The organism is Streptomyces sp. NBC_01481, from assembly GCF_026339995.1.
Classification (GTDB): Bacteria; Actinomycetota; Actinomycetes; order Streptomycetales; family Streptomycetaceae; genus Streptomyces.
In genome coordinates this window covers 107,064-125,404 of record NZ_JAPEPT010000007.1, presented here as the reverse complement: position 1 = coordinate 125,404, position 18,341 = coordinate 107,064, and the positions used below count along the sequence as shown (strand labels likewise).

At 70.1% G+C, this 18,341-nt stretch carries 20 protein-coding genes; 7 read left to right on the top strand and 13 right to left on the bottom strand.

Features of this window, described 5'->3' with window-relative positions:
• Nucleotides 1–2 precede the first annotated feature (2 nt).
• On the bottom strand, nt 3–350 hold the full coding sequence (locus OOK40_RS32480) for a YciI family protein (protein ID WP_266488770.1): 348 nt from the start codon (nt 348–350) through the stop codon (nt 3–5).
• A 187-nt stretch (nt 351–537) separates the two neighbouring features.
• Here OOK40_RS32480 and OOK40_RS32475 point away from each other — a divergent pair, with 187 nt between their 5' ends.
• Nucleotides 538–2,031, top strand: a complete 1,494-nt coding sequence (locus OOK40_RS32475; protein ID WP_266488768.1) for an MFS transporter — start codon at nt 538–540, stop codon at nt 2,029–2,031.
• Nucleotides 2,032–2,091: 60 nt separating this feature from the next.
• On the opposite strand, the gene OOK40_RS32470 is transcribed toward OOK40_RS32475, so the two are convergent.
• The 3 genes from OOK40_RS32470 to OOK40_RS32460 all read right to left on the bottom strand — a co-directional run bounded on the left by OOK40_RS32470 (nt 2,092) and on the right by OOK40_RS32460 (nt 6,430).
• Complete coding sequence (locus OOK40_RS32470) at nt 2,092–2,463, bottom strand: nuclear transport factor 2 family protein (protein WP_266488765.1); 372 nt, start codon at nt 2,461–2,463, stop codon at nt 2,092–2,094.
• A 70-nt stretch (nt 2,464–2,533) separates the two neighbouring features.
• Nucleotides 2,534–4,720: an ATP-dependent DNA helicase RecG gene (gene recG, locus OOK40_RS32465; RefSeq protein WP_266488763.1), complete on the bottom strand. Its 2,187-nt coding sequence runs from the start codon at nt 4,718–4,720 to the stop codon at nt 2,534–2,536.
• Between the two features lie 108 nt (nt 4,721–4,828).
• Entirely contained in the window at nt 4,829–6,430 is a 1,602-nt protein-coding gene (locus tag OOK40_RS32460; RefSeq protein ID WP_266488761.1) for a DAK2 domain-containing protein, read from the bottom strand.
• A gap of 255 nt (nt 6,431–6,685) precedes the next feature.
• Here OOK40_RS32460 and rpmB point away from each other — a divergent pair, with 255 nt between their 5' ends.
• Nucleotides 6,686–6,871, top strand: coding sequence for a 50S ribosomal protein L28 (gene rpmB / locus OOK40_RS32455; RefSeq protein ID WP_003957616.1), 186 nt, complete (start codon nt 6,686–6,688; stop codon nt 6,869–6,871).
• 111 nt (nt 6,872–6,982) lie between these two features.
• On the opposite strand, the gene thiD is transcribed toward rpmB, so the two are convergent.
• Both thiD and OOK40_RS32445 read right to left on the bottom strand, forming a co-directional pair.
• Complete coding sequence (gene thiD / locus OOK40_RS32450) at nt 6,983–7,780, bottom strand: bifunctional hydroxymethylpyrimidine kinase/phosphomethylpyrimidine kinase (RefSeq protein ID WP_266488758.1); 798 nt, start codon at nt 7,778–7,780, stop codon at nt 6,983–6,985.
• 10 nt (nt 7,781–7,790) lie between these two features.
• Nucleotides 7,791–8,762 (bottom strand): thiamine-phosphate kinase, encoded by a 972-nt coding sequence (locus tag OOK40_RS32445; RefSeq protein ID WP_266488756.1) that lies wholly within the window; start codon nt 8,760–8,762, stop codon nt 7,791–7,793.
• Nucleotides 8,763–8,989: 227 nt separating this feature from the next.
• Here OOK40_RS32445 and OOK40_RS32440 point away from each other — a divergent pair, with 227 nt between their 5' ends.
• Both OOK40_RS32440 and OOK40_RS32435 read left to right on the top strand, forming a co-directional pair.
• Nucleotides 8,990–9,223: an Lrp/AsnC family transcriptional regulator gene (locus OOK40_RS32440; protein WP_108152814.1), complete on the top strand. Its 234-nt coding sequence runs from the start codon at nt 8,990–8,992 to the stop codon at nt 9,221–9,223.
• 20 nt (nt 9,224–9,243) lie between these two features.
• Nucleotides 9,244–9,726: a DUF3515 domain-containing protein gene (locus OOK40_RS32435; protein WP_266488750.1), complete on the top strand. Its 483-nt coding sequence runs from the start codon at nt 9,244–9,246 to the stop codon at nt 9,724–9,726.
• A gap of 249 nt (nt 9,727–9,975) precedes the next feature.
• On the opposite strand, the gene OOK40_RS32430 is transcribed toward OOK40_RS32435, so the two are convergent.
• Genes OOK40_RS32430 through OOK40_RS32420 form a run of 3 tightly spaced genes read right to left on the bottom strand, consistent with a single transcriptional unit; the run spans nt 9,976 to nt 12,930 of the window.
• The gene (locus tag OOK40_RS32430) at nt 9,976–11,133 is read right to left on the bottom strand and encodes a D-alanine--D-alanine ligase family protein (protein ID WP_266488749.1); all 1,158 of its coding nucleotides are present in this window, start codon (nt 11,131–11,133) and stop codon (nt 9,976–9,978) included.
• Nucleotides 11,134–11,167: 34 nt separating this feature from the next.
• Nucleotides 11,168–12,181: an NAD(P)H-dependent glycerol-3-phosphate dehydrogenase gene (locus OOK40_RS32425; RefSeq protein WP_266488746.1), complete on the bottom strand. Its 1,014-nt coding sequence runs from the start codon at nt 12,179–12,181 to the stop codon at nt 11,168–11,170.
• Nucleotides 12,178–12,930, bottom strand: a complete 753-nt coding sequence (locus OOK40_RS32420; RefSeq protein WP_266488744.1) for a 1-acyl-sn-glycerol-3-phosphate acyltransferase — start codon at nt 12,928–12,930, stop codon at nt 12,178–12,180. The genes OOK40_RS32425 and OOK40_RS32420 overlap by 4 nt, the downstream gene beginning before the upstream one ends.
• 148 nt (nt 12,931–13,078) lie before the next feature.
• Between OOK40_RS32420 and cofC the strand changes: the two genes are divergently transcribed.
• Together cofC and OOK40_RS32410 are read left to right on the top strand one after the other, a co-directional pair.
• Nucleotides 13,079–13,756 carry a 2-phospho-L-lactate guanylyltransferase gene (cofC, locus tag OOK40_RS32415; protein ID WP_266488741.1) on the top strand — a complete coding sequence of 226 codons (678 nt, stop codon included), beginning with the start codon at nt 13,079–13,081 and terminating at the stop codon, nt 13,754–13,756.
• 222 nt (nt 13,757–13,978) lie between these two features.
• Nucleotides 13,979–14,182, top strand: coding sequence for a hypothetical protein (locus tag OOK40_RS32410; protein ID WP_266488739.1), 204 nt, complete (start codon nt 13,979–13,981; stop codon nt 14,180–14,182).
• Nucleotides 14,183–14,255: 73 nt separating this feature from the next.
• On the opposite strand, the gene OOK40_RS32405 is transcribed toward OOK40_RS32410, so the two are convergent.
• From OOK40_RS32405 to leuC, 4 genes are all read right to left on the bottom strand, one after another.
• Nucleotides 14,256–14,921, bottom strand: a complete 666-nt coding sequence (locus tag OOK40_RS32405; RefSeq protein ID WP_266488737.1) for an HU family DNA-binding protein — start codon at nt 14,919–14,921, stop codon at nt 14,256–14,258.
• A gap of 143 nt (nt 14,922–15,064) precedes the next feature.
• Entirely contained in the window at nt 15,065–15,292 is a 228-nt protein-coding gene (locus tag OOK40_RS32400) for a hypothetical protein (protein WP_142213448.1), read from the bottom strand.
• Nucleotides 15,293–15,396: 104 nt separating this feature from the next.
• A complete protein-coding gene (leuD, locus tag OOK40_RS32395; RefSeq protein WP_266488736.1) occupies nt 15,397–15,990 on the bottom strand; it encodes a 3-isopropylmalate dehydratase small subunit in 594 nt (197 codons plus the stop codon).
• Between the two features lie 5 nt (nt 15,991–15,995).
• The gene (gene leuC / locus OOK40_RS32390; RefSeq protein ID WP_266488734.1) at nt 15,996–17,420 is read right to left on the bottom strand and encodes a 3-isopropylmalate dehydratase large subunit; all 1,425 of its coding nucleotides are present in this window, start codon (nt 17,418–17,420) and stop codon (nt 15,996–15,998) included.
• Nucleotides 17,421–17,563: 143 nt separating this feature from the next.
• Between leuC and ndgR the strand changes: the two genes are divergently transcribed.
• Nucleotides 17,564–18,280 (top strand): IclR family transcriptional regulator NdgR, encoded by a 717-nt coding sequence (ndgR, locus tag OOK40_RS32385; RefSeq protein WP_058942291.1) that lies wholly within the window; start codon nt 17,564–17,566, stop codon nt 18,278–18,280.
• Nucleotides 18,281–18,341 lie beyond the last annotated feature (61 nt).

Genomic DNA, 18,341 nt, shown 5'->3' with positions numbered 1-18,341 from the left:
CGTCAGTGGAAGATCTGAACGGGCCGTACCTCGATACCGCCGAAGGCCATCGGGCACTGCTTGGCCACGGCGATGGCCTCGTCCAGGTCGGCGGCTTCCACGAGGTAGTAGCCGCCGAGCGCCTCCTTCGTCTCGGCGAACGGTCCGTCCGTGACGGCCAGGGCACCCGAGTCGTCCGTGCGGACGCAGGTGGCCGTGGCGGTCGGGTGCAGGGCGTTGCTCCCGAGGATGGCTCCCCCGTTGGCCTCCTGGAAGGCGCGGTGCTCCTTCAGAGTCCGGTCCCACACTTCCTGCGGGGCATCCGCCCAGGCCTGCTCGTCGTGGTAGATCAGGATCAGGTACTGCGCCATGGCGCGATCCCTTCTCGCTCGTGGGCCCGCCGCTCGGGCCTTCTGATGATGCCGACGTACGGCACCCGCCCGGATCGACAGCCTCTCCCCAGCAATTTTCCTGCGGTCTGTGTCGATTCGCCCCCTCCCCGCCCGTCGAGGGAGTGAGACGGATTCCGAGACAACGATCCGCAAGGAGCGGAAAGCCATGCCGCAGGAAAACGTGCCGTACGAAACCACCCCCCGCGTCCCCGCCGCAGTCGGCCCCCACAAGGGATGGACCTTGGTCCTGGCCTCCTTCGGGCTGTTCATGGTCGCCCTCGACACCCTCGTCGTGGCCACCGCGCTGCCCGTGCTGCGCGTCGACCTGGACGCGAAACTCACCGACCTCGAATGGACGGTCAACGCCTACAACCTGAGCTTTGCCTGCCTGCTGTTGACCGGGGCCGCGCTCGGCGACCGCTTCGGCAGGCGGCGTATGTACGCCATCGGGCTCTTCGCCTTCGCCGTCGCCTCGGCCGGGGCGGCCCTCTCGACCTCCGTCGGAGCACTGATCGCGGCCCGCGCGGTGCAGGGCGGAGCCGCCGCGATCGTGATGCCCCTGACGCTCACCCTGATCAGCCAGGCCTTCCCGGCGGAGAAGCGCGGGATGGCCATCGGGCTCTGGGGCGGCATCGCCGGAACGGCGGTCGCCATGGGACCGGTCGTCGGCGGAGCCATCACCAACGGTCTCGACTGGCAGTGGATCTTCTGGCTCAACGTCCCGATCGGTCTTGTCCTGGTCCCGCTGGCGCTCCGCCGGCTGACCGAGAGCTTCGGGCCGAGGCCCCGCCTCGACCTGCTGGGACTCGCTCTGGCCGGAGCGGGCTTCTTCGGCCTGACCTGGGGGCTGGTGCGCGCGAACACGGTCGGCTGGGAGAGTGCCGAAGTGATCTCCTCGCTGCTGGCCGGGGCAGCGCTCGTGGCCTGCTTCGTCGCCTGGCAGCGGCGTGCCCGCAATCCGATGGTTCCCCTCGGCCTGTTCCGGCTGCGCGGCTTCGCCACGGCGAACGGCGTCAGCTTCTTCATGTACGCCTCGCTCTTCGGCGCGCTGTTCCTGATGTCGCAGTTCCTGCAGATCGGGCTCGGCAACTCGCCGCTGGCGGCCGGGCTGTGGATCCTCCCCTGGACCGCGACGCCCATGCTGATCGCGCCCGTTGCGGGCACCCTGGCCGACCGCTGGGGCAACCGCCCCTTCATGGCCGCCGGACTGGCACTGCAGGCGATCGGACTCGGGTGGGTCGCCGCGATCGCCGACCCCGGTATGGGCTACGCGGAGCTGAGCGCCGCCCTCACGGTGGCCGGCGTCGGGACGTCGATGTGCTTCCCGACCGTGGCCAACGCGGTGATGGGCTCCGTGCCGCAGCAGGAGGCCGGAGTCGCCTCGGGGACGAACAGCGCGGTCCGTGAACTCGGCGGCGTCTTCGGTATCGCCGTCCTCGCGGCCGTCTTCACCGGCCCGGCCGTCTACGGATCGCCCGACGCGTTCGTGGACGCCTTCAAACCGGCCCTGTGGGTCGGAGCGGGTCTGGCAGCGGTCGGCATCGTCTCGGCGCTTCTCGCACCCCGGCACGAGGGGCCGCATCCGGTCGAGGCGCCGGGCTCTGCCACTCGCGCCGCCGACGCCCAGGCCATGCCCCAGATGGCGCGGACCGACTCGTAGGAACTCTGCGGCGCTCGCAGGCACTGTGCCGCGTGAACCTGCCGCAGCCGAACCCCGGGTTCAGCCGTTCTGCGCGAACCCCGCGGCGCGAATCGCCACGGTGTCGTGGATCTGGCGGATCCGGGTGATCCGGCCGGCGGCGACGGTGAAGTGTTCCGCCACACGCAGCGTTCCCAGCCCCTGGACATCCATGTCGTAGAGCAGCATTGCCTCATCTTCTCCGTAGAGCTCCGAGAGCAGTGCCACGCGAGTGGCGAGCCCGCCGAAGGCAGCGAGGGCCCCGGCGAACGACTCGGTCGTGGGGTAGTCGTTGACAGGCACCTCGACCTTGAGGCCGGGGGAAAGCAGGCCGACCGCGGTCTCGAAGTCCCCACGGGTCCAGGCATCGTGATAGGCGCGCACTACCGAGCGGGGGTCAGTGCCGGAGTCCATGGCGGCACCCTCCTTTCCGGTACGCCGTCTCCCACTCGCCACCTTCCCACCGGCGACACTTTCCCGCAGGTCAGCCCTTGTCGAGGTACTGCTCCCGCTCGGTGTCGAGCAGCGCGTCCAGCGCCGTACGCAGGTCCGGCTGGTGCTCGAGCTCCGGATCCGCGGAGACGATCGCGACGGCCTCCTCCCGGGCCGCCGCGATGATCTCCTCGTCGTCGATGACGGTGAGCATCCGCAGCGAGGAGCGGACGCCGGACTGGGCCTGGCCCAGCACATCGCCCTCTCGGCGCTGTTCGAGGTCGATACGGGAGAGCTCGAAGCCGTCGAGCGTGGCGGCGACCGCGCCCAGCCGGGCACGGGCGGGGGCGGCCTCGGGCATCTCGGTGACGAGCAAGCACAGCCCGGGGGCCGAGCCACGGCCGACCCGGCCGCGCAGCTGGTGCAGCTGCGAGACTCCGAACCGGTCCGCGTCCATGATCACCATCGCAGTGGCGTTGGGGACATTGACACCGACCTCGATGACGGTGGTGGCGACCAGGACATCGACAGCGCCCGCGGCGAAGCGGCGCATGACGTCGTCCTTGTCGTCAGGCTGCATCCGGCCGTGCAGGACCTCCACCCGCAGGCCCTTCAGCGGGCCCGCCGCGAGCTGGCCGGCGATCTCGATCACGGCCAGCGGAGGCCGCTTCTCGGCCTCGTCCTCCGCGGACTTCTTCTTCGGCTCGTCCTCACCGTCACCGATGCGGGGACACACCACATAGGCCTGGTGGCCGCTCTCCACTTCTTCGCGCACACGCTCCCAGGCGCGCGCGAGGAAGTGCGGCTTGTCCTGGGCGGGGACCACATGGCTGGCGATCGGCGAGCGCCCGGCAGGCAGCTGGTCCAGGACCGAGGTCTCCAGATCACCGAAGACCGTCATCGCGACCGTACGCGGAATGGGGGTCGCGGTCATGACCAGGAGATGCGGCGGCTGCTTGCCCTTGGAACGCAGGGCGTCGCGCTGCTCCACGCCGAAGCGGTGCTGCTCGTCGACGACGACCAGCCCCAGATCGTGGAACTGCACCTTGTCCTCGATCAGCGCATGCGTACCGATCACGATCCCGGCCTCACCGGTCACCAGATCGAGCAGCGCCTGCCTGCGCGCGGCCGCGCCCATCGAACCGGTCAGCAGCACCACCTTGGTGGCGTGCTCGGCGCCGCCGAGCATCCCTCCCTCCGCGAGCTCGCCCATCATCTCGGTGATCGAGCGGTGGTGCTGCTGGGCGAGGACTTCGGTGGGCGCGAGCATGGCCGCCTGACCGCCCGCGTCGACGACGGCGAGCATCGCCCGCAGGGCCACCATGGTCTTGCCCGAGCCGACCTCGCCCTGGAGCAGGCGGTGCATCGGATGCTCGGTCGCCAGGTCGTCGAAGATCTCCTTGGTGACCTTCTGCTGGCCATCGGTCAGGGTGAAGGGCAGCTTGGCGTCGAAGGCGTCGAGCATCCCGTCCGGCCGCGGTGTGCGGGCCACCGCGGGCAGTTGGGTGTCGGCGTACCGGCGGCGGGCGAGGGCGACCTGGAGGACGAAGGCCTCGTCCCACTTGAGACGGTCGCGTGCGACCGCGATGTCCGCCTTGGTGTGCGGCCGGTGGATCTTCAGCAGGGCCTCGGGGAGCGGGACGAGGTCGCGTCCTTCGCGCAGTGCGTCCGGCAGGGGGTCGACGGCCTCCCGGGCCCTGGGCAGTGCCGCGTCGACCGCCTTGGCGATCTTCCACGACTCGAGTTTCGTGGAGGCCGGATAGATCGGGATGAGGGCTCCGGCCCAGGAGTCGACGGCCTCGTCGCTGTCTCCGTGGAGCAGTTCGTACGCGGGGTGGGCGAGCTGCAGCTTGCGGTTGAAGACCGACACCTTGCCGGCGAACATCGCGCGGGTGCCGGGCAGAAGATCCTTGTGGGGCTTGTGAACACCCTTGCCGAAGAAGACCAGTTGCAGCTGACCGCTGCCGTCCGTGATGACGACCTCCAGCCGCTGGCCCCGCCCCTTCGAGCCGCTGAAGGTGAGCACGCGGGCGCTCGCCACCTGGGCGACCACGGTGACGTGTTCGTCCAGCGGCAGATCGGACAGGTGCGTGAGCTCGCCCCGCTCCGCGTACCTGCGCGGGTAGTGGTGCAGCAGATCACCGAGGGTGTGCAGGTCCAGATGCTCGGCCATCACCTTCGCGGTGGCGGCTCCGAGCGTCTTCTTCAGGGGTTCGTCGAGCGCGGACACGCGATCCATTGCACACCACAGCACTGACAGACGTCGCGCACCTGTGGATAACCGCTGGTCACACCGGTGCCGCGAACCGGGCACCGGCATGGCGGTCCGCCGGGCGGCCCCGTCCCCCTACTCCACCCCGATCAGCAGCGGTGACGCCCCCCGGCCGCCCAGGTAGACCACCGTGTCCACCGCCAAGTGGCCTTCCCTGACGTGCCGTTCCAGGCGCTCCGCCACCGCGTCGCCCTCCGGTACGTCCTCGCCCAGGATCAGCGTCACCAGTTCGCCGCCCGCCGCCAGCATCCGGTCCAGGACCGCCTCCGCCGTGCCCGGCAGGTCCGCGCCGATCACCGCCACGTCGCCGTCGATCAGACCGAGGACGTCACCGGCCTGGCACACGCCCGCCGTCGTCCACGACTGCCGTTCCGCGACGGCCAGTTCGGCGTAGCGGGTCGCGCCCGCCGCCGCTGTCATCGCGACGACGTCCTCGTCGAAGCGGCGGTCCGGTTCGTGGACGGCGAGCGCCGCGATGCCCTGGACCGCCGCGCGGGTGGGGATGAGGGCGACCCGTACGCCCTCCGTACGGGCCTGTTCCGCGGCCGCCGCCGCGGTGTGCCGCAGCTCCGCGGAGTTCGGCAGCAGAACCACCTCACGGGCATGCGCGCGCCGGATCGCCTCGACCAGTTCGCCGCTGGCCGGCGGCTCCCCCGGACGCGCGAGCACCGTCGTCGCGCCCGCCTCGGCGCACAGGTCCGCCAGGCCCTCCCCGGGGACGACCACGACGACCGCCCGCTGCACCTGCTCGCGCGGCACCCCCGCGGCGCTGTCGAAGTGGGTGATCCGGATCCGGTACGGCCGTCCGGCCTCGACGCCCGCCTCGACCGCCGCGCCCGCGTCGTCGACGTGCACGTGTACGTTCCACAGCCCGTCACCGCCGACGACGACCAGCGAGTCACCTAGCCCGTCCAGCCGGGTCCGCAGCCGGGCCACGGCCGCGTCGTCGGCCTCCAGGAGGTAGATCACCTCGAACGCCGGCCCTCCGTCCGCGCACGGTTCGCCGCCTCCCGCCGCGACGGCGGCAACTACCGGGGGGTGTACATGCGTGGGACCGGGCGCGGAAGGAGCCTCCCCCGTCACCGCCTCCACGAGCGCCCCCAGCACCGCCAGCAGCCCGCGCCCGCCCGCGTCCACGACCCCCGCGCGGTCCAGCACCGCAAGCTGTCCCGGCGTCGCGTCGAGCGCGGCCCGGGCCCCCTCGTACGCGGCGCGCACGGGATCGTCCGGTGAGGCCTCCGCCGCGTCCGCCGCCGCCGCCGCGACCGTGAGGATCGTGCCTTCGACGGGATGCGCGACCGCCTCGCGCGCCAGCCCGGCGGCCCGGCGCAGCGCGTCTACGAGGTGGTCTCCGGCACCGAGCCGTTCCGCCATGCCCCGCAGCAGCTGCGCCAGGATCGTCCCGGAGTTGCCCCGGGCGCCTATCAGCGCGCCGTGGGCCATCGCCCGCACCACATCGGCGGGCGCGGGCGCCGAGTGTTCGGTCTCGTGCGCGGAGAAGACCGCCTCCACGGCCTGGGCCGCAGACTCGACGGTCAGATACAGGTTCGTTCCGGTGTCCCCGTCCGCGACCGGGTAGACGTTGATCGCGTCGATCTCCTCGCGCTCCCGGCCCAGCGCTTCCAGTGCCAGTGAGCACCAGGTGCGTACCGCTGCGGCGTCGAGGGTCTGCGGCACCTGGTGATCCTCCTTGAACGGCCGGAAGGGCCCTGAGCAGCGGGTTGCACCGCAGGGTAGACCCCTGGCGGGAGCGGGGTCCGGGGCGGGGGCGGGAGAAGCCATGGTAGTTTCGTATCTCGGACGCAGTCGTTGTATGCTGCTCCGGTTGCCCGATGAGAGTCGGGCCATTCCCCCGGCAAAGCCACCAATCAGATCACTGATCCGGCGCGCCGGAATTCACTGTAAGTGCATCTGAAGTCTTTGGAGTGACCCGTGGCTGCCAACTGCGACGTCTGCGGCAAGGGGCCGGGCTTCGGCAACAACATTTCGCACTCGCACCGCCGTACGTCCCGTCGCTGGAACCCCAACATCCAGCGTGTGCGTGCCGTGGTCGGTCGGACGCCGAAGCGGCTCAACGTCTGCACCTCGTGCATCAAGGCCGGCAAGGTCTCGCGCTAACCGCGACGTTTCGTCGTAGCGCAGCCCCTCCGGTTGCCTTGAAAGCCGGTCCACCTCGGTGGACCGGCTTTTTGCCGTGCCCGGACGGCAGTCGCTGAGACAACCCGGCGATCAGCGCAGGCGCCAGCCGTGATCAACCGGGCCGATCCCGTGCCCCAGCGCGAACCCCGCGGCGATCGCCCCCGTGACGTACTCCTTCGCGGCCCGTACGGCCCCCGGAACCTCCATCCCCTTCGCCAGCCCCGAGGCCACCGCCGACGCCAGCGTGCAGCCCGTCCCGTGCGTGTGCCGGTTGTCGTGCCGGGGCGCGCGCAGCCAGTGCTCCTGCGCGCCGTCCGTCAGCAGGTCCACCGCGTCGCCCGCGAGATGCCCGCCCTTGATCAGCGCCCACCGCGGCCCGAAGCCCAGCACCGCGTCCGCCGCCCGGCGCAGATCCGCCTCGGCCTCCACCCGCACGCCTGTGAGCTGCTCGACCTCGTCCAGATTCGGCGTTGCCACGGTCGCGAGGGGCAGCAGCTTGGTGCGCACGGAGTCGAGCGCGGAGGCGGCCAGCAGCGGATCCCCGTGCTTGGAGACGCCCACCGGGTCGACGACGACCGGCGCGTCCGTTCCGGCCAGCAGCTCGGCAACCGTCTCGACGAGGGGCGCAGACGCCAGCATGCCCGTCTTCACTGCCTGTACGCCGATGTCGTCGACGACGCTGCGGTACTGGGCCCGTACCGCATCGACGGGCAGTTCCCACGCGCCCTGCACACCCAGCGAGTTCTGCGCGGTGACCGCGGTGAGCACGCTCATGCCGTGCACACCGAGTGCCAGCATCGTCTTCAGGTCGGCCTGAATGCCCGCACCGCCGCCGGAGTCGGACCCGGCGACGGTGAGCACACGAGGAGGCAGGGCGGGTATGTCCATGCCCCCGAATCTACTTGCCGTCCTCGATGTCCCCGAAGTGGTCCCAGCCGCTCTTCTTGGTCCACGGCGCACCGTCGACCGTCACCTGCGGCAGCGCCGACGGGTTGAGCACCTCGCCGATCACCTTCCAGCGGGCCGGAAGCTTCGCGTCCGGCGGGAAGGTCGCGACGATCGCGTGGTCCTCTCCCCCGGTCAGCACCCACTGCAGCGGGTCGACGCCGACGGCCTGGCCGATGTCGTTCATCTGCGAGGGGATGTCGATGGAGCCCGAACGCAGATCGATACGGACCTTGCTGGCCTCCGCGATATGCCCGAGGTCGGCGACGAGTCCGTCGCTGACGTCAGTCATGGCGGTTGCGCCGAGTCCGGCCGCCGCGGGGCCCGCGTGGTAGGGCGGCTCGGGCCGCCGGTGCGCCTCGACGAAGGCGCGCGGCGAGCGGAAGCCGCGTGAGAGCACCGCGTGCCCGGCGGCCGACCAGCCCAACCAGCCGGTGTACGCGACGACATCGCCGGGCTGGGCGCCGGCCCGGGTGACCGGTTCGTGGTTGCGCAGATCGCCGAGCGCGGTGATCGCGAGCGTGATGAGGTCGCCGCGTACGACATCGCCGCCGACCACCGCCGCCCCGGCCACCTGGCACTCGTCGCGGATGCCGTCCATGAGCTCGGTGGCCCAGGTGACGGGGAGTTCGGCCGGGACGACGAGGCCGAGCAGCAGCGCGGTCGGGACCGCGCCCATGGCCGCGATGTCGGCCAGATTCTGTGCGGCGGCCTTGCGCCCCACGTCGTACGCCGTCGACCAGTCACGGCGGAAGTGCCGCCCCTCCAGCAGTACGTCCGTGCTCGCCACGACCCTGCGGTCGGGTGCGGCCACGACCGCCGCGTCGTCACCGGGTCCGAGCCGGACCGCGGGGGTGGAGGTGAGCCGTGAGGTGAGCTCCCTGATGAGCCCGAACTCCCCCAACTCGCCCACAGTGCCCTTCACCGAGTCTCACCTCTCCGTCGTCCTGCCGGGACCTCCGGCAGTGCTGCTCGCTTGCGGTCGCGAGCCGTACGCGCCCTGGGTACCGTCAAGAGATACGTCAACTTCTGCCTTCCGTACGCCACGCTGCGGGCGTCACCCGGCGCGCGGGTCTCCCCGCGGCCCGCGGCGACGCGATACCGTGGCGTCCCTTCCCCCCACATGATCCTCGTGGCCGCCCTGGAGGTTCCGTGGTACAGGCGTACATCCTCATTCAGACCGAGGTGGGCAAGGCGTCGACCGTCGCCGAGACCATCGGCAAGATTCCGGGAGTGATTCAGGCCGAGGACGTGACCGGTCCCTATGACGTGATTGTGCGCGCCCAGGCCGAGACGGTAGACGATCTCGGTCGCATGGTGGTCGCCAAGGTCCAGCAAGTGGACGGCATCACCCGCACCCTGACCTGCCCGGTCGTGCACCTGTAGCCCCCGTCTACGCTTGGCCGGTGACGTCTTCCCGCCGCCGGCCCTTCTTTCTGTCCGCTGCCGCCCTGGTGCTGCTGGCTGCCGCGGGCTGCTCCTCCACGGACGCAGCGTCGTCGGTCACGGTTCCCAGCCCGCCGTCGAACGAGGCAGCCCTGTGCGGTGCGCTGGACAAGGAGCTGCCGAAGTCCGTGGCCGGTGAGGACCGCAGCGACCCTGAGCCGGCTTCCGATCTGACCGCCGGCTGGGGCGATGCGGCGATCGTACTGCGCTGTGGTGTCCCGCGGCCCGCGAAGATGAGCGACGCACAGTCGAAGGCCGTGGAGGCGGACGGAGTCAACTGGCTGCTGGAGGAGGAGCCCGACGGCCCCCGCTTGACCACCACGTACCGCAAGACCTATGTCGAGGTCACGATGGACAAGCGGTACGCCCACGACATCACGCCGCTCGCCGAACTGGCCGACGCCGTCAAGAAGACGGTGCCGGCCAGACTCGAGGTCCCGTAAGGCCCTAGGGCCTGTCGTTCGGATCTTGCCGGGTTCGCGTGCCCTGGCACGCACTCCCCCGTAGCCCTTCGGGCACGGGAGGTGCCCCCATGCCGCGTTGCGTCAGTCGCCGACGCTCCGCGTCGGCTCTCCCCCTGCCTTCGGCGGGGGGACCCCCCATCCTCCGGCCTGCGATCGCACGCACCACAGTGACATCAGCCGCTCCGCGGCGGGCCGCTCACTGATCCGGCCTGATCGACCGGACAGGACCTAGCGCAATCCGGTCGGGCGGCGCAGCGCCGCCTGGATCAGCCGGTCGACGAGCTCGGAGTAGCCGACGCCGGTCTCCTGCCACATCCGCGGGTACATCGAGATCGGCGTGAAGCCGGGCATCGTGTTGATCTCGTTGATGACGAACTCGCCGTCCTCGGTGAGGAAGAAGTCCGCCCGCACCAGGCCCTCGCAGGACGCGGCGTCGAAGGCCTCGACCGCGAGCCGGCGTACTTCGGCGGTCTGCGCCTCGGTCAGCGGCGCGGGCACCAGACCGGCTGCCGAGTCGATGTACTTGGCCTCGAAGTCGTAGAACTCGTGGGCCGTGACGGGCGGGATCTCGGCCGGGACGCTGGCACGCGGGCCGTCCTCGAACTCCAGCACCCCGCACTCGATCTCGCGGCCGCGCAGCAGCGACTCCACAAGGATCTTGGGGTCGTGGCGCTGCGCCTCCGTGATCGCCTCGTCCAGGCCGGAGATGTCGTCGACCTTGGTGATGCCGATGGAGGATCCGGCACGCGCGGGCTTGATGAAGAGCGGCCAGCCGTGCTCGCCCGCGAAGTCGATGATCTTCTTGCGGGCGGCGGACGGGTCGAGCTCCCACTCGCGGGGGCGGATGACCGTGTACGGGCCGACGGGCAGGCCGAAGGAGATGAAGACGCGCTTCATGTACTCCTTGTCCTGGCCGACTGCCGAGGCAAGGACGCCCGAGCCGACGTACGGGACGCCGGAGAGCTCCAGGAGGCCCTGGAGGGTGCCGTCCTCGCCGTACGGGCCGTGCAGCATGGGGAAGACGACGTCGACCTCGCCGAGCGCCTTGGGGACGGCGCCGGGCTCGCTGTAGACGACCTCGCGGTTGGCGGGATCCACGGAGAGCACCACGCCGCCCTCGGTGGAGTCCGCGAGCTGCTCGACACTCGGCGTACGGCGGTCGGTGATGGCCATCCGCTCCGGCTCGTCGGCGGTCAGCGCCCACCGGCCGTCCGTCGTGATGCCGATCGGCAGCACGTCGTACTTCGTACGGTCGATGGCGCGCAGTACGGCGCCGGCGGTGACCACGGAGATCCCGTGTTCGGAGCTGCGACCGCCGAAGACGACGGCTACGCGCGGCTTGCGCGGCTGCTGCTCAGGGCTCTGGGGGAGGTTCTCGCTGCTCATATCGCGATGAGACTACCCGCTGGCTTGAATCACGTCAGTGCCGCTCCGCCTTGGCGCTGCGTGACATCAGTTCCTTCAGCGCGACGACCGGCGGCTTGCCCTCGTGGACGATGCCGACGACCGTCTCGGTGATCGGCATGTCGACGCCGTGCCTGCGGGCCAGATCCAGTACCGATTCACAGGACTTGACGCCCTCGGCGGTCTGCTTCGTGGCCGCGATGGTCTCCTCGAGCGTCATCCCGCGGCCGAGGTTGGTGCCGAAGGTGTGGTTGCGGGAGAGCGGCGAGGAGCAGGTCGCGACCAGATCGCCCAGTCCGGCGAGCCCGGAGAAGGTCATCGGGTCGGCGCCCATCGCCAGGCCGAGGCGGGTGGTCTCGGCGAGGCCGCGCGTGATCAGCGAGCCCTTGGCGTTGTCGCCGAGGCCCATGCCGTCCGCGATGCCGACGGCGAGGCCGATGACGTTCTTGACGGCGCCGCCCAGTTCGCAGCCGACCACATCGGTGTTGGTGTACGGGCGGAAGTACGGGGTGTGGCAGGCGGACTGGAGCCGCCGGGCGACGCTTTCGTCGCGGCTGGCGACCACCGCGGCGGCGGGCCGGCGCTGGGCGATCTCCTTGGCCAGATTGGGGCCCGTGACGACGGCGACGCGTTCGGCGGAGACCTTGGCGACCTCTTCGATGACCTCGCTCATGCGCTTGGCGGTGCCGAGTTCGATGCCCTTCATCAGGGAGACGAGCACGGTGTCCGGCGCGAGGAGCGGTGCCCACAAGGCGAGATTGCCGCGCAGGGTCTGGGAAGGGATGGCCAGCACGGTGAACTCGGCACCGGCCGCGGCCTCGGCGGGGTCGCTGGTCGCCCGTACCGCCTCGGGCAGCTCAATTCCCGGCAGATAGTCGGGGTTGGTCCGGGTGGCGTTGACCGATGCGGCGAGTTCGGCGCGGCGGGCCCACAGGGTCACCTCGCAGCCGGCGTCGGCGAGAATCATGGCGAAGGCCGTGCCCCAGGAGCCGGTTCCGAATACTGCTGCCTTGGTGGCGGCGCGCGTCACTTGGTGCCCTCCTCGGCGGCCTTGCGGCGCTGGTGCGCGAGGACTTCGCGCAGATCGTACGGCTTGTCGGGGGCCTTCTCGCCGCGGATCTCCTCCAGCAGCGCGGTGATCGCGGCCATGATGTCTTCAGTCGCCGCCTTCAGCACCTCGGGGGTCGGCTCCTGACCGTAGAAGCGGTCGAGGTCGACCGGCGGGCCCGCCTTCACCTGAAGCGTCTTGCGCGGGAAGAAACGGACCTTGTTCTCCTTGGCGTACGGCGGCATCGCCAAGTTGGCGCCCCACTGGGCGATCGGAATGACCGGCGCCTTGGTCAGCAGCGCCGCACGCGCGACTCCGGTCTTCGCGGTCATCGGCCACATACCGGGATCGCGGGTGAGCGTGCTCTCCGGGTAGAAGGCGACGCATTCACCGCGCTCGATGGCCTCGACGGCCGCGCGGAAGGCGCCGAAGGCGTTGGAGGACTCTCGGTAGACGGGAATCTGACCGGTGCCCCGCAGGAGGGTGCCGACAACGGGCGCCTTGAAGAGCACGGCCTTGGCCAGGAATCGGGGCACACGTCCGCTGTTGTACTGGAAGTGCCCGTAGGAGAACATGTCGAGGTACGAGTTGTGATTGATAGCGGTGATGAATCCGCCGTCCGCCGGAATGTGTTCCATTCCCTGCCAGTCCCGCTTGAACAGAACCAACAGCGGCGGTTTAGCGATGACCGCCGCCAGGCGGTACCAGAAGCCGATTCTACGGCGGGACACTCGGACACCTTCCTCTATTGCCGGGCTACCGCCCGGCTGCTGGGGGTCAAGTGTCGCCCCAGGCCCCTGGTCTGTCGAGAACACCGTACGCCTCGGCTCCGGGCCCGGGCCTCCGGCTCATCAAAGGCTCGCGCCACAATGGGGCCCGATGCGCATGGACGGAGAGCTCGCCACGAACACCGACTCGACGGACGGCTGGTCCCTGGTGGTCCCGCTGAAGCCCCTCGTTCTGGCCAAGAGCAGGCTCGCGGGGGCCGCCGACGGCATTCTGCGGCCGCATCTCGCGCTCGCCTTTGCCCAGGACACGGTGGCCGCGGCGCTGGCGTGCGGCGTGGTACGGGATGTGGCGGTCGTCACGGACGATCCGGCGGCGGGCGGCGAGCTGGCCGCTCTGGGCGCGCGGATCGTGCCGGACAGCCCGGGCGCCGGCCTCAACGCGGCGCTCGCGCACGGGGCGGAGGTGGTGCGGGCGCTGCGTCCGGGCGCGGCCGTCGCGGCACTCAACGCCGATCTGCCCGCATTGCGCCCCGAGGAATTGGCCCGGGTACTGGTTCGCGCTTCGGTATTTCCCCGGGCATTTCTGGCGGATGCGGCCGGAATCGGCACGACTTTCCTCTCCGCGGCACCGGGCACGGAATTGCGTCCGGCTTTCGGTGGCCGATCCCGCCGTCGGCATTTGGCGTCGGGGGCCGCGGAAATCCTGCTCGACGGCGTGGATTCGGTCCGGCAGGACGTGGACACGGGGGACGATCTGGCGGCCGCGCTGGCTCTGGGAGTGGGACCGCGGACCGCTGAGCGCTGGGCCGCGGGCGCCCGCACCCTCTAGGCCCTGTCTGACAAATAGCGCCGTCCGCCCGCAGGGCGGGGTGCGCGGCGTCCGGTGCGTGCAATCGCAAGGCGGAGGATCATCCTCGTACTGGACGTACTTGGATGACTCCGACAACGCAGCGAGTGTGCGTGCCGGGCGTCGCGCGCCAGGCGAGATTTGTCAGACACGGCCTAGTGCCCACACCCTCTGGATTCCGAGGACACCCCCTAAGCTGCCGGTATGCAGGCGACCTCGTACACCTACGACTCCGAAACCCGCAGCGGGAGTGTGCTGCTCGACGACGGCACCCCGGTGGAGTTCGATGCCGCGGCCTTCGACGCGGGCGGTCTGCGGCTGCTGCGGCCGGGCCAGCGGGTCCGTATCGAGACCGAGGGCCAGGGTGAGGCCCTGCGCATCACGCTGGTGACACTGGCAACCCTCTGAAACGCCGCGGGCCGGGCTCCCCGAGGGGAGCCCGGCCCGGCGCGTGAGTGGCCCTGTGACCTTGTGCCGCTTACTACCTGGCGGCGCTCTTCTTGGCGGCGGTCTTGCGCGCCGTCGCCTTCTTGGCGGGCGCCTTCTTCGCCGTCGCCTTCTTGGCCGGCGCGGTCTTCTTGGCGGCGGCCTTCTTCGCCGTCGCCTTCTTGGCGGGCGCCTTCTTCGCCGGAGTCGCCTTCTTGGCGGCGGCCTTCTTCGCGGTCGCCTTCTTGGCGACCGTCTTCTTCGCCGCGGTCTTCTTCACTGCCGCCGCCTTCTTGGCGACCGTCTTCTTCGCGGCGGCCGCCTTCTTGGCGACGGTCTTCTTGGCGGCCGCCTTCTTGACGGTCGTACGGGCTGCGGCGACGCCGCCCGTGAGACTCCCCTTGGGAGCCTTCTTGACGGCGACTTCGCCGCCCCTGGGGAGCTTCTTCGAGCCGCTCACCAGGTCCTTGAAGCCCTGCCCCGCACGGAAGCGCGGAACCGAGGTCTTCTTGACCCGCACGCGCTCACCCGTCTGCGGGTTGCGGGCGTAACGGGCAGGACGGTCGACTTTCTCGAACGAGCCGAAGCCGGTGACCGAAACCCGGTCTCCGCCGACAACTGCGCGGACGATCGCGTCAAGTACCGCGTCGACAGCGTCTGCGGCCTGCTGACGGCCGCCGACCTTGTCGGCAATCGCTTCTACGAGCTGCGCCTTGTTCACGTCTTCCCCTTCGGAGACATTGGCCGGAACGAATGCGTCCAGGCTTTTTCGCACGTTAGGCAGATATATACCGCAAATCAAACACGAAACGGGCTAATCACCCTAGTGCCGCAACGAAGTCGACCTTCGCGGAACTTCGGGTGTCAGTCGCCTTCAGGGAATCGGCCCTCGTCGAGGTCCTTCATCAAGCGGTCCAGGCGCCTAGCCGCATCCGGGAGATCGTGCTTCGCCGCTGCCGTGACGACCAGCAGCTTCCGGGACAGCGCCATCCTTACGCCCTCCGGGACTTGCAGTGCGCGCACTCTTGTGTGCGCTTCCTTCAGTCGGGCGGCGACTGCCTCGTAGAGCTCGAGTTGGCTGTCGCGTTCCATGCACCGATTGTGCCATCTGGGGCGAGTTGTCGCCCGGCAGGGTCTCAACAAGCGACTGCGCCCCCCACCGGACGGTGGGGGGCGCAGTACGGGAAAAGCGCTGCTCAGGCCTGAATTGTGCGGGGTTTGAAGGCCGGTCGGGAGGCCTCGTAAGCCGTGATGTCGGCTTCGTTCTGAAGGGTGAGGCTGATGTCGTCCAGCCCGTTCAGCAGCCTCCACCGGGCGTTCTCGTCAAGGTCGAAGTCGGCCGTGATTCCTTCGGCCAAAACCTGTCGCTTCTCCAAGTCCACGGTGACGTCCGCTGTCGGGTCGGCTTCGGTCAGCTCCCAGAGCGCGTCCACGACCTTCTGGTCCAGAACCACGGTCAGCAGACCGTTCTTGAGCGAGTTGCCGCGGAAGATATCGGCGAACCGGGAGGAGATGACGGCCTTGAAGCCGTAGTTCTGCAGGGCCCACACGGCGTGCTCGCGGGAGGAGCCGGTGCCGAAGTCGGGGCCCGCCACCAGAACCGTGGCGCCCTGCCGCTCGGGCTGGTTGAGGACGAAGGAGGAGTCCTTGCGCCAGGCCTCGAAGAGCCCGTCCTCGAAGCCGTCGCGGGTGACCTTCTTCAGCCAGTGGGCCGGGATGATCTGGTCGGTGTCGACGTTGCTGCGGCGCAGCGGGACGGCCCGGCCGGTGTGTGCAGTGAAAGCTTCCATGGTGCTCAGACTCCGACGGTCGCGGGGGCTTCGGACAGGTCGGCGGGCGAGGCCAGATGGCCCAGTACCGCGGTGGCGGCGGCGACCTGCGGCGAGACCAGATGGGTGCGTCCGCCCTTGCCCTGCCTGCCCTCGAAGTTGCGGTTGGAGGTGGACGCGGAGCGCTCGCCGGGGGCCAGTTGGTCGGGGTTCATGCCCAGACACATCGAGCAGCCCGCGTGCCGCCATTCGGCGCCCGCCTCGGTGAAGACCTTGTTCAGGCCCTCCTCGACGGCCTGCAGCGCGACCCGTACGGAGCCGGGGACCACCAGCATCCGTACGCCGTCGGCGACTTTGCGGCCGTCCAGAATGGCGGCGGCCGAGCGCAGGTCTTCGATGCGGCCGTTGGTGCAGGAGCCTACGAAGACGGTGTCGACCTTGATGTCGCGCAGTGGCTGGCCGGCGCTCAACCCCATGTATTCCAGGGCCTTTTCGGCGGCGTGGCGCTCCGAAGCGTCCTCGTACGAAGCCGGGTCGGGGACGCTGGACGACAGGGGCGCGCCCTGGCCGGGGTTGGTGCCCCAGGTGACGAACGGCGCCAGTTCGGTGGCGTCGATGAACACCTCGGCGTCGAAGACGGCGTCGTCGTCGGTGCGCAGCGTCTTCCAGTACGCGACGGCGGCGTCCCAGTCCTCGCCCTCGGGGGCGTGGTCACGGCCCCGCAGATAGTCGAAGGTGGTCTGGTCCGGGGCGATCATTCCGGCCCGGGCGCCCGCCTCGATCGACATGTTGCAGATGGTCATCCGGGCCTCCATCGAGAGCTTCTCGATGGCGGAGCCGCGGTACTCCAGGATGTATCCCTGGCCGCCGCCGGTGCCGATCCGGGCGATGATGGCCAGGATCAGGTCCTTGGCGGTGACGCTGTCGGGCAGTTCGCCCTCGACCGTGATGGCCATGGTCTTGGGGCGGGCCAGCGGCAGCGTCTGGGTGGCCAGGACATGCTCCACCTGGGAGGTGCCGATGCCGAACGCCAGCGCGCCGAACGCGCCGTGGGTGGAGGTGTGCGAGTCGCCGCAGACCACGGTGGTGCCGGGCTGGGTCAGACCCAGCTGGGGGCCCACGACGTGGACGACACCCTGCTCGACGTCACCCAGCGGGTGCAGCCGTACACCGAAATCCGCGCAGTTCTTGCGCAGCGTCTCCAACTGGGCGCGGGAGACCGGGTCCGCGATGGGCTTGTCGATGTCGATCGTCGGGGTGTTGTGGTCCTCGGTCGCGATGGTGAGGTCGAGACGCCGCACCTGCCGGGCATTCTGGCGCAGCCCGTCGAAAGCCTGGGGGCTGGTGACCTCGTGCAGCAGATGCAGGTCGATGTAGAGGAGGTCGGGCTCGCCCTCGGCGCGCCGGACGACATGGTCGTCCCAGACCTTCTCCGCGAGTGTCCTACCCATCGCTTTCCCTCCGGCCGGCTGTTCGCCGACGCAACTAGAGATCTTGTGCAGAGCCCGTTGGTCCGCGGGCCGCCACTACAGAGTCGCAAGTTCGCGGGAAATTTGAACTTGCGTTTCACAGTGTGAGACGTGAATATCGTTGCATGGACAACTCTAGCGGCGTCGGCGTTCTCGACAAGGCAGCTCTGGTACTGAGCGCTCTGGAGTCCGGTCCGGCCACCCTCGCCGGGCTGGTCGCGGCGACAGGGCTTGCACGACCCACGGCACATCGCCTTGCCGTGGCACTGGAACACCACCGGATGGTGGCGAGGGACATGCAGGGCCGGTTCATCCTGGGCCCGCGGCTGGCCGAGCTGGCCGCGGCGGCGGGCGAGGACCGGCTGCTCGCCACGGCGGGACCCGTTCTCACGCATCTGCGCGATGTGACGGGCGAGAGCGCGCAGCTCTACCGCCGGCAGGGCGACATGCGTATCTGCGTGGCAGCGGCGGAACGGCTGTCCGGACTGCGGGACACCGTGCCGGTCGGCTCCACGCTCACCATGAAGGCCGGGTCGTCGGCCCAGATCCTGATGGCCTGGGAGGAGCCGGAGCGCCTGCACCGGGGCCTGCAGGGCGCCCGTTTCACGGCCACGGCCCTGTCCGGCGTACGGCGCCGGGGCTGGGCCCAGTCGATCGGTGAACGCGAGCCGGGCGTGGCGTCCGTCTCGGCGCCGGTGCGGGGGCCGTCGAACCGGGTCGTGGCCGCGGTGTCGGTCTCGGGCCCGATCGAGCGGCTGACCCGTCACCCCGGCCGGATGCACGCGCAGGCGGTCATCGACGCGGCGGGCCGCCTGAGCGAGGCGCTGCGACGCTCGGGCTGACCCCCGCCGTCCTCGCCCGCGGCGGGGGGTCGGCCTGATGTTCAGTCCGACCCCGGCGGGA

What these genes read in the sequence shown, in the direction of transcription:
- OOK40_RS32480 (WP_266488770.1), bottom strand. Translation starts at nt 350, where the DNA reads ATGGCGCAGTACCTGATCCTGATCTACCACGACGAGCAGGCCTGGGCG.
- OOK40_RS32475 (WP_266488768.1), top strand. Translation starts at nt 538, where the DNA reads ATGCCGCAGGAAAACGTGCCGTACGAAACCACCCCCCGCGTCCCCGCC.
- OOK40_RS32470 (WP_266488765.1), bottom strand. Translation starts at nt 2,463, where the DNA reads ATGGACTCCGGCACTGACCCCCGCTCGGTAGTGCGCGCCTATCACGAT.
- recG (WP_266488763.1), bottom strand. Translation starts at nt 4,720, where the DNA reads ATGGATCGCGTGTCCGCGCTCGACGAACCCCTGAAGAAGACGCTCGGA.
- thiD (WP_266488758.1), bottom strand. Translation starts at nt 7,780, where the DNA reads ATGGACATACCCGCCCTGCCTCCTCGTGTGCTCACCGTCGCCGGGTCC.
- OOK40_RS32430 (WP_266488749.1), bottom strand. Translation starts at nt 11,133, where the DNA reads ATGAGCAGCGAGAACCTCCCCCAGAGCCCTGAGCAGCAGCCGCGCAAG.
- cofC (WP_266488741.1), top strand. Translation starts at nt 13,079, where the DNA reads ATGCGCATGGACGGAGAGCTCGCCACGAACACCGACTCGACGGACGGC.
- OOK40_RS32410 (WP_266488739.1), top strand. Translation starts at nt 13,979, where the DNA reads ATGCAGGCGACCTCGTACACCTACGACTCCGAAACCCGCAGCGGGAGT.
- OOK40_RS32400 (WP_142213448.1), bottom strand. Translation starts at nt 15,292, where the DNA reads ATGGAACGCGACAGCCAACTCGAGCTCTACGAGGCAGTCGCCGCCCGA.
- leuD (WP_266488736.1), bottom strand. Translation starts at nt 15,990, where the DNA reads ATGGAAGCTTTCACTGCACACACCGGCCGGGCCGTCCCGCTGCGCCGC.
- leuC (WP_266488734.1), bottom strand. Translation starts at nt 17,420, where the DNA reads ATGGGTAGGACACTCGCGGAGAAGGTCTGGGACGACCATGTCGTCCGG.
- ndgR (WP_058942291.1), top strand. Translation starts at nt 17,564, where the DNA reads ATGGACAACTCTAGCGGCGTCGGCGTTCTCGACAAGGCAGCTCTGGTA.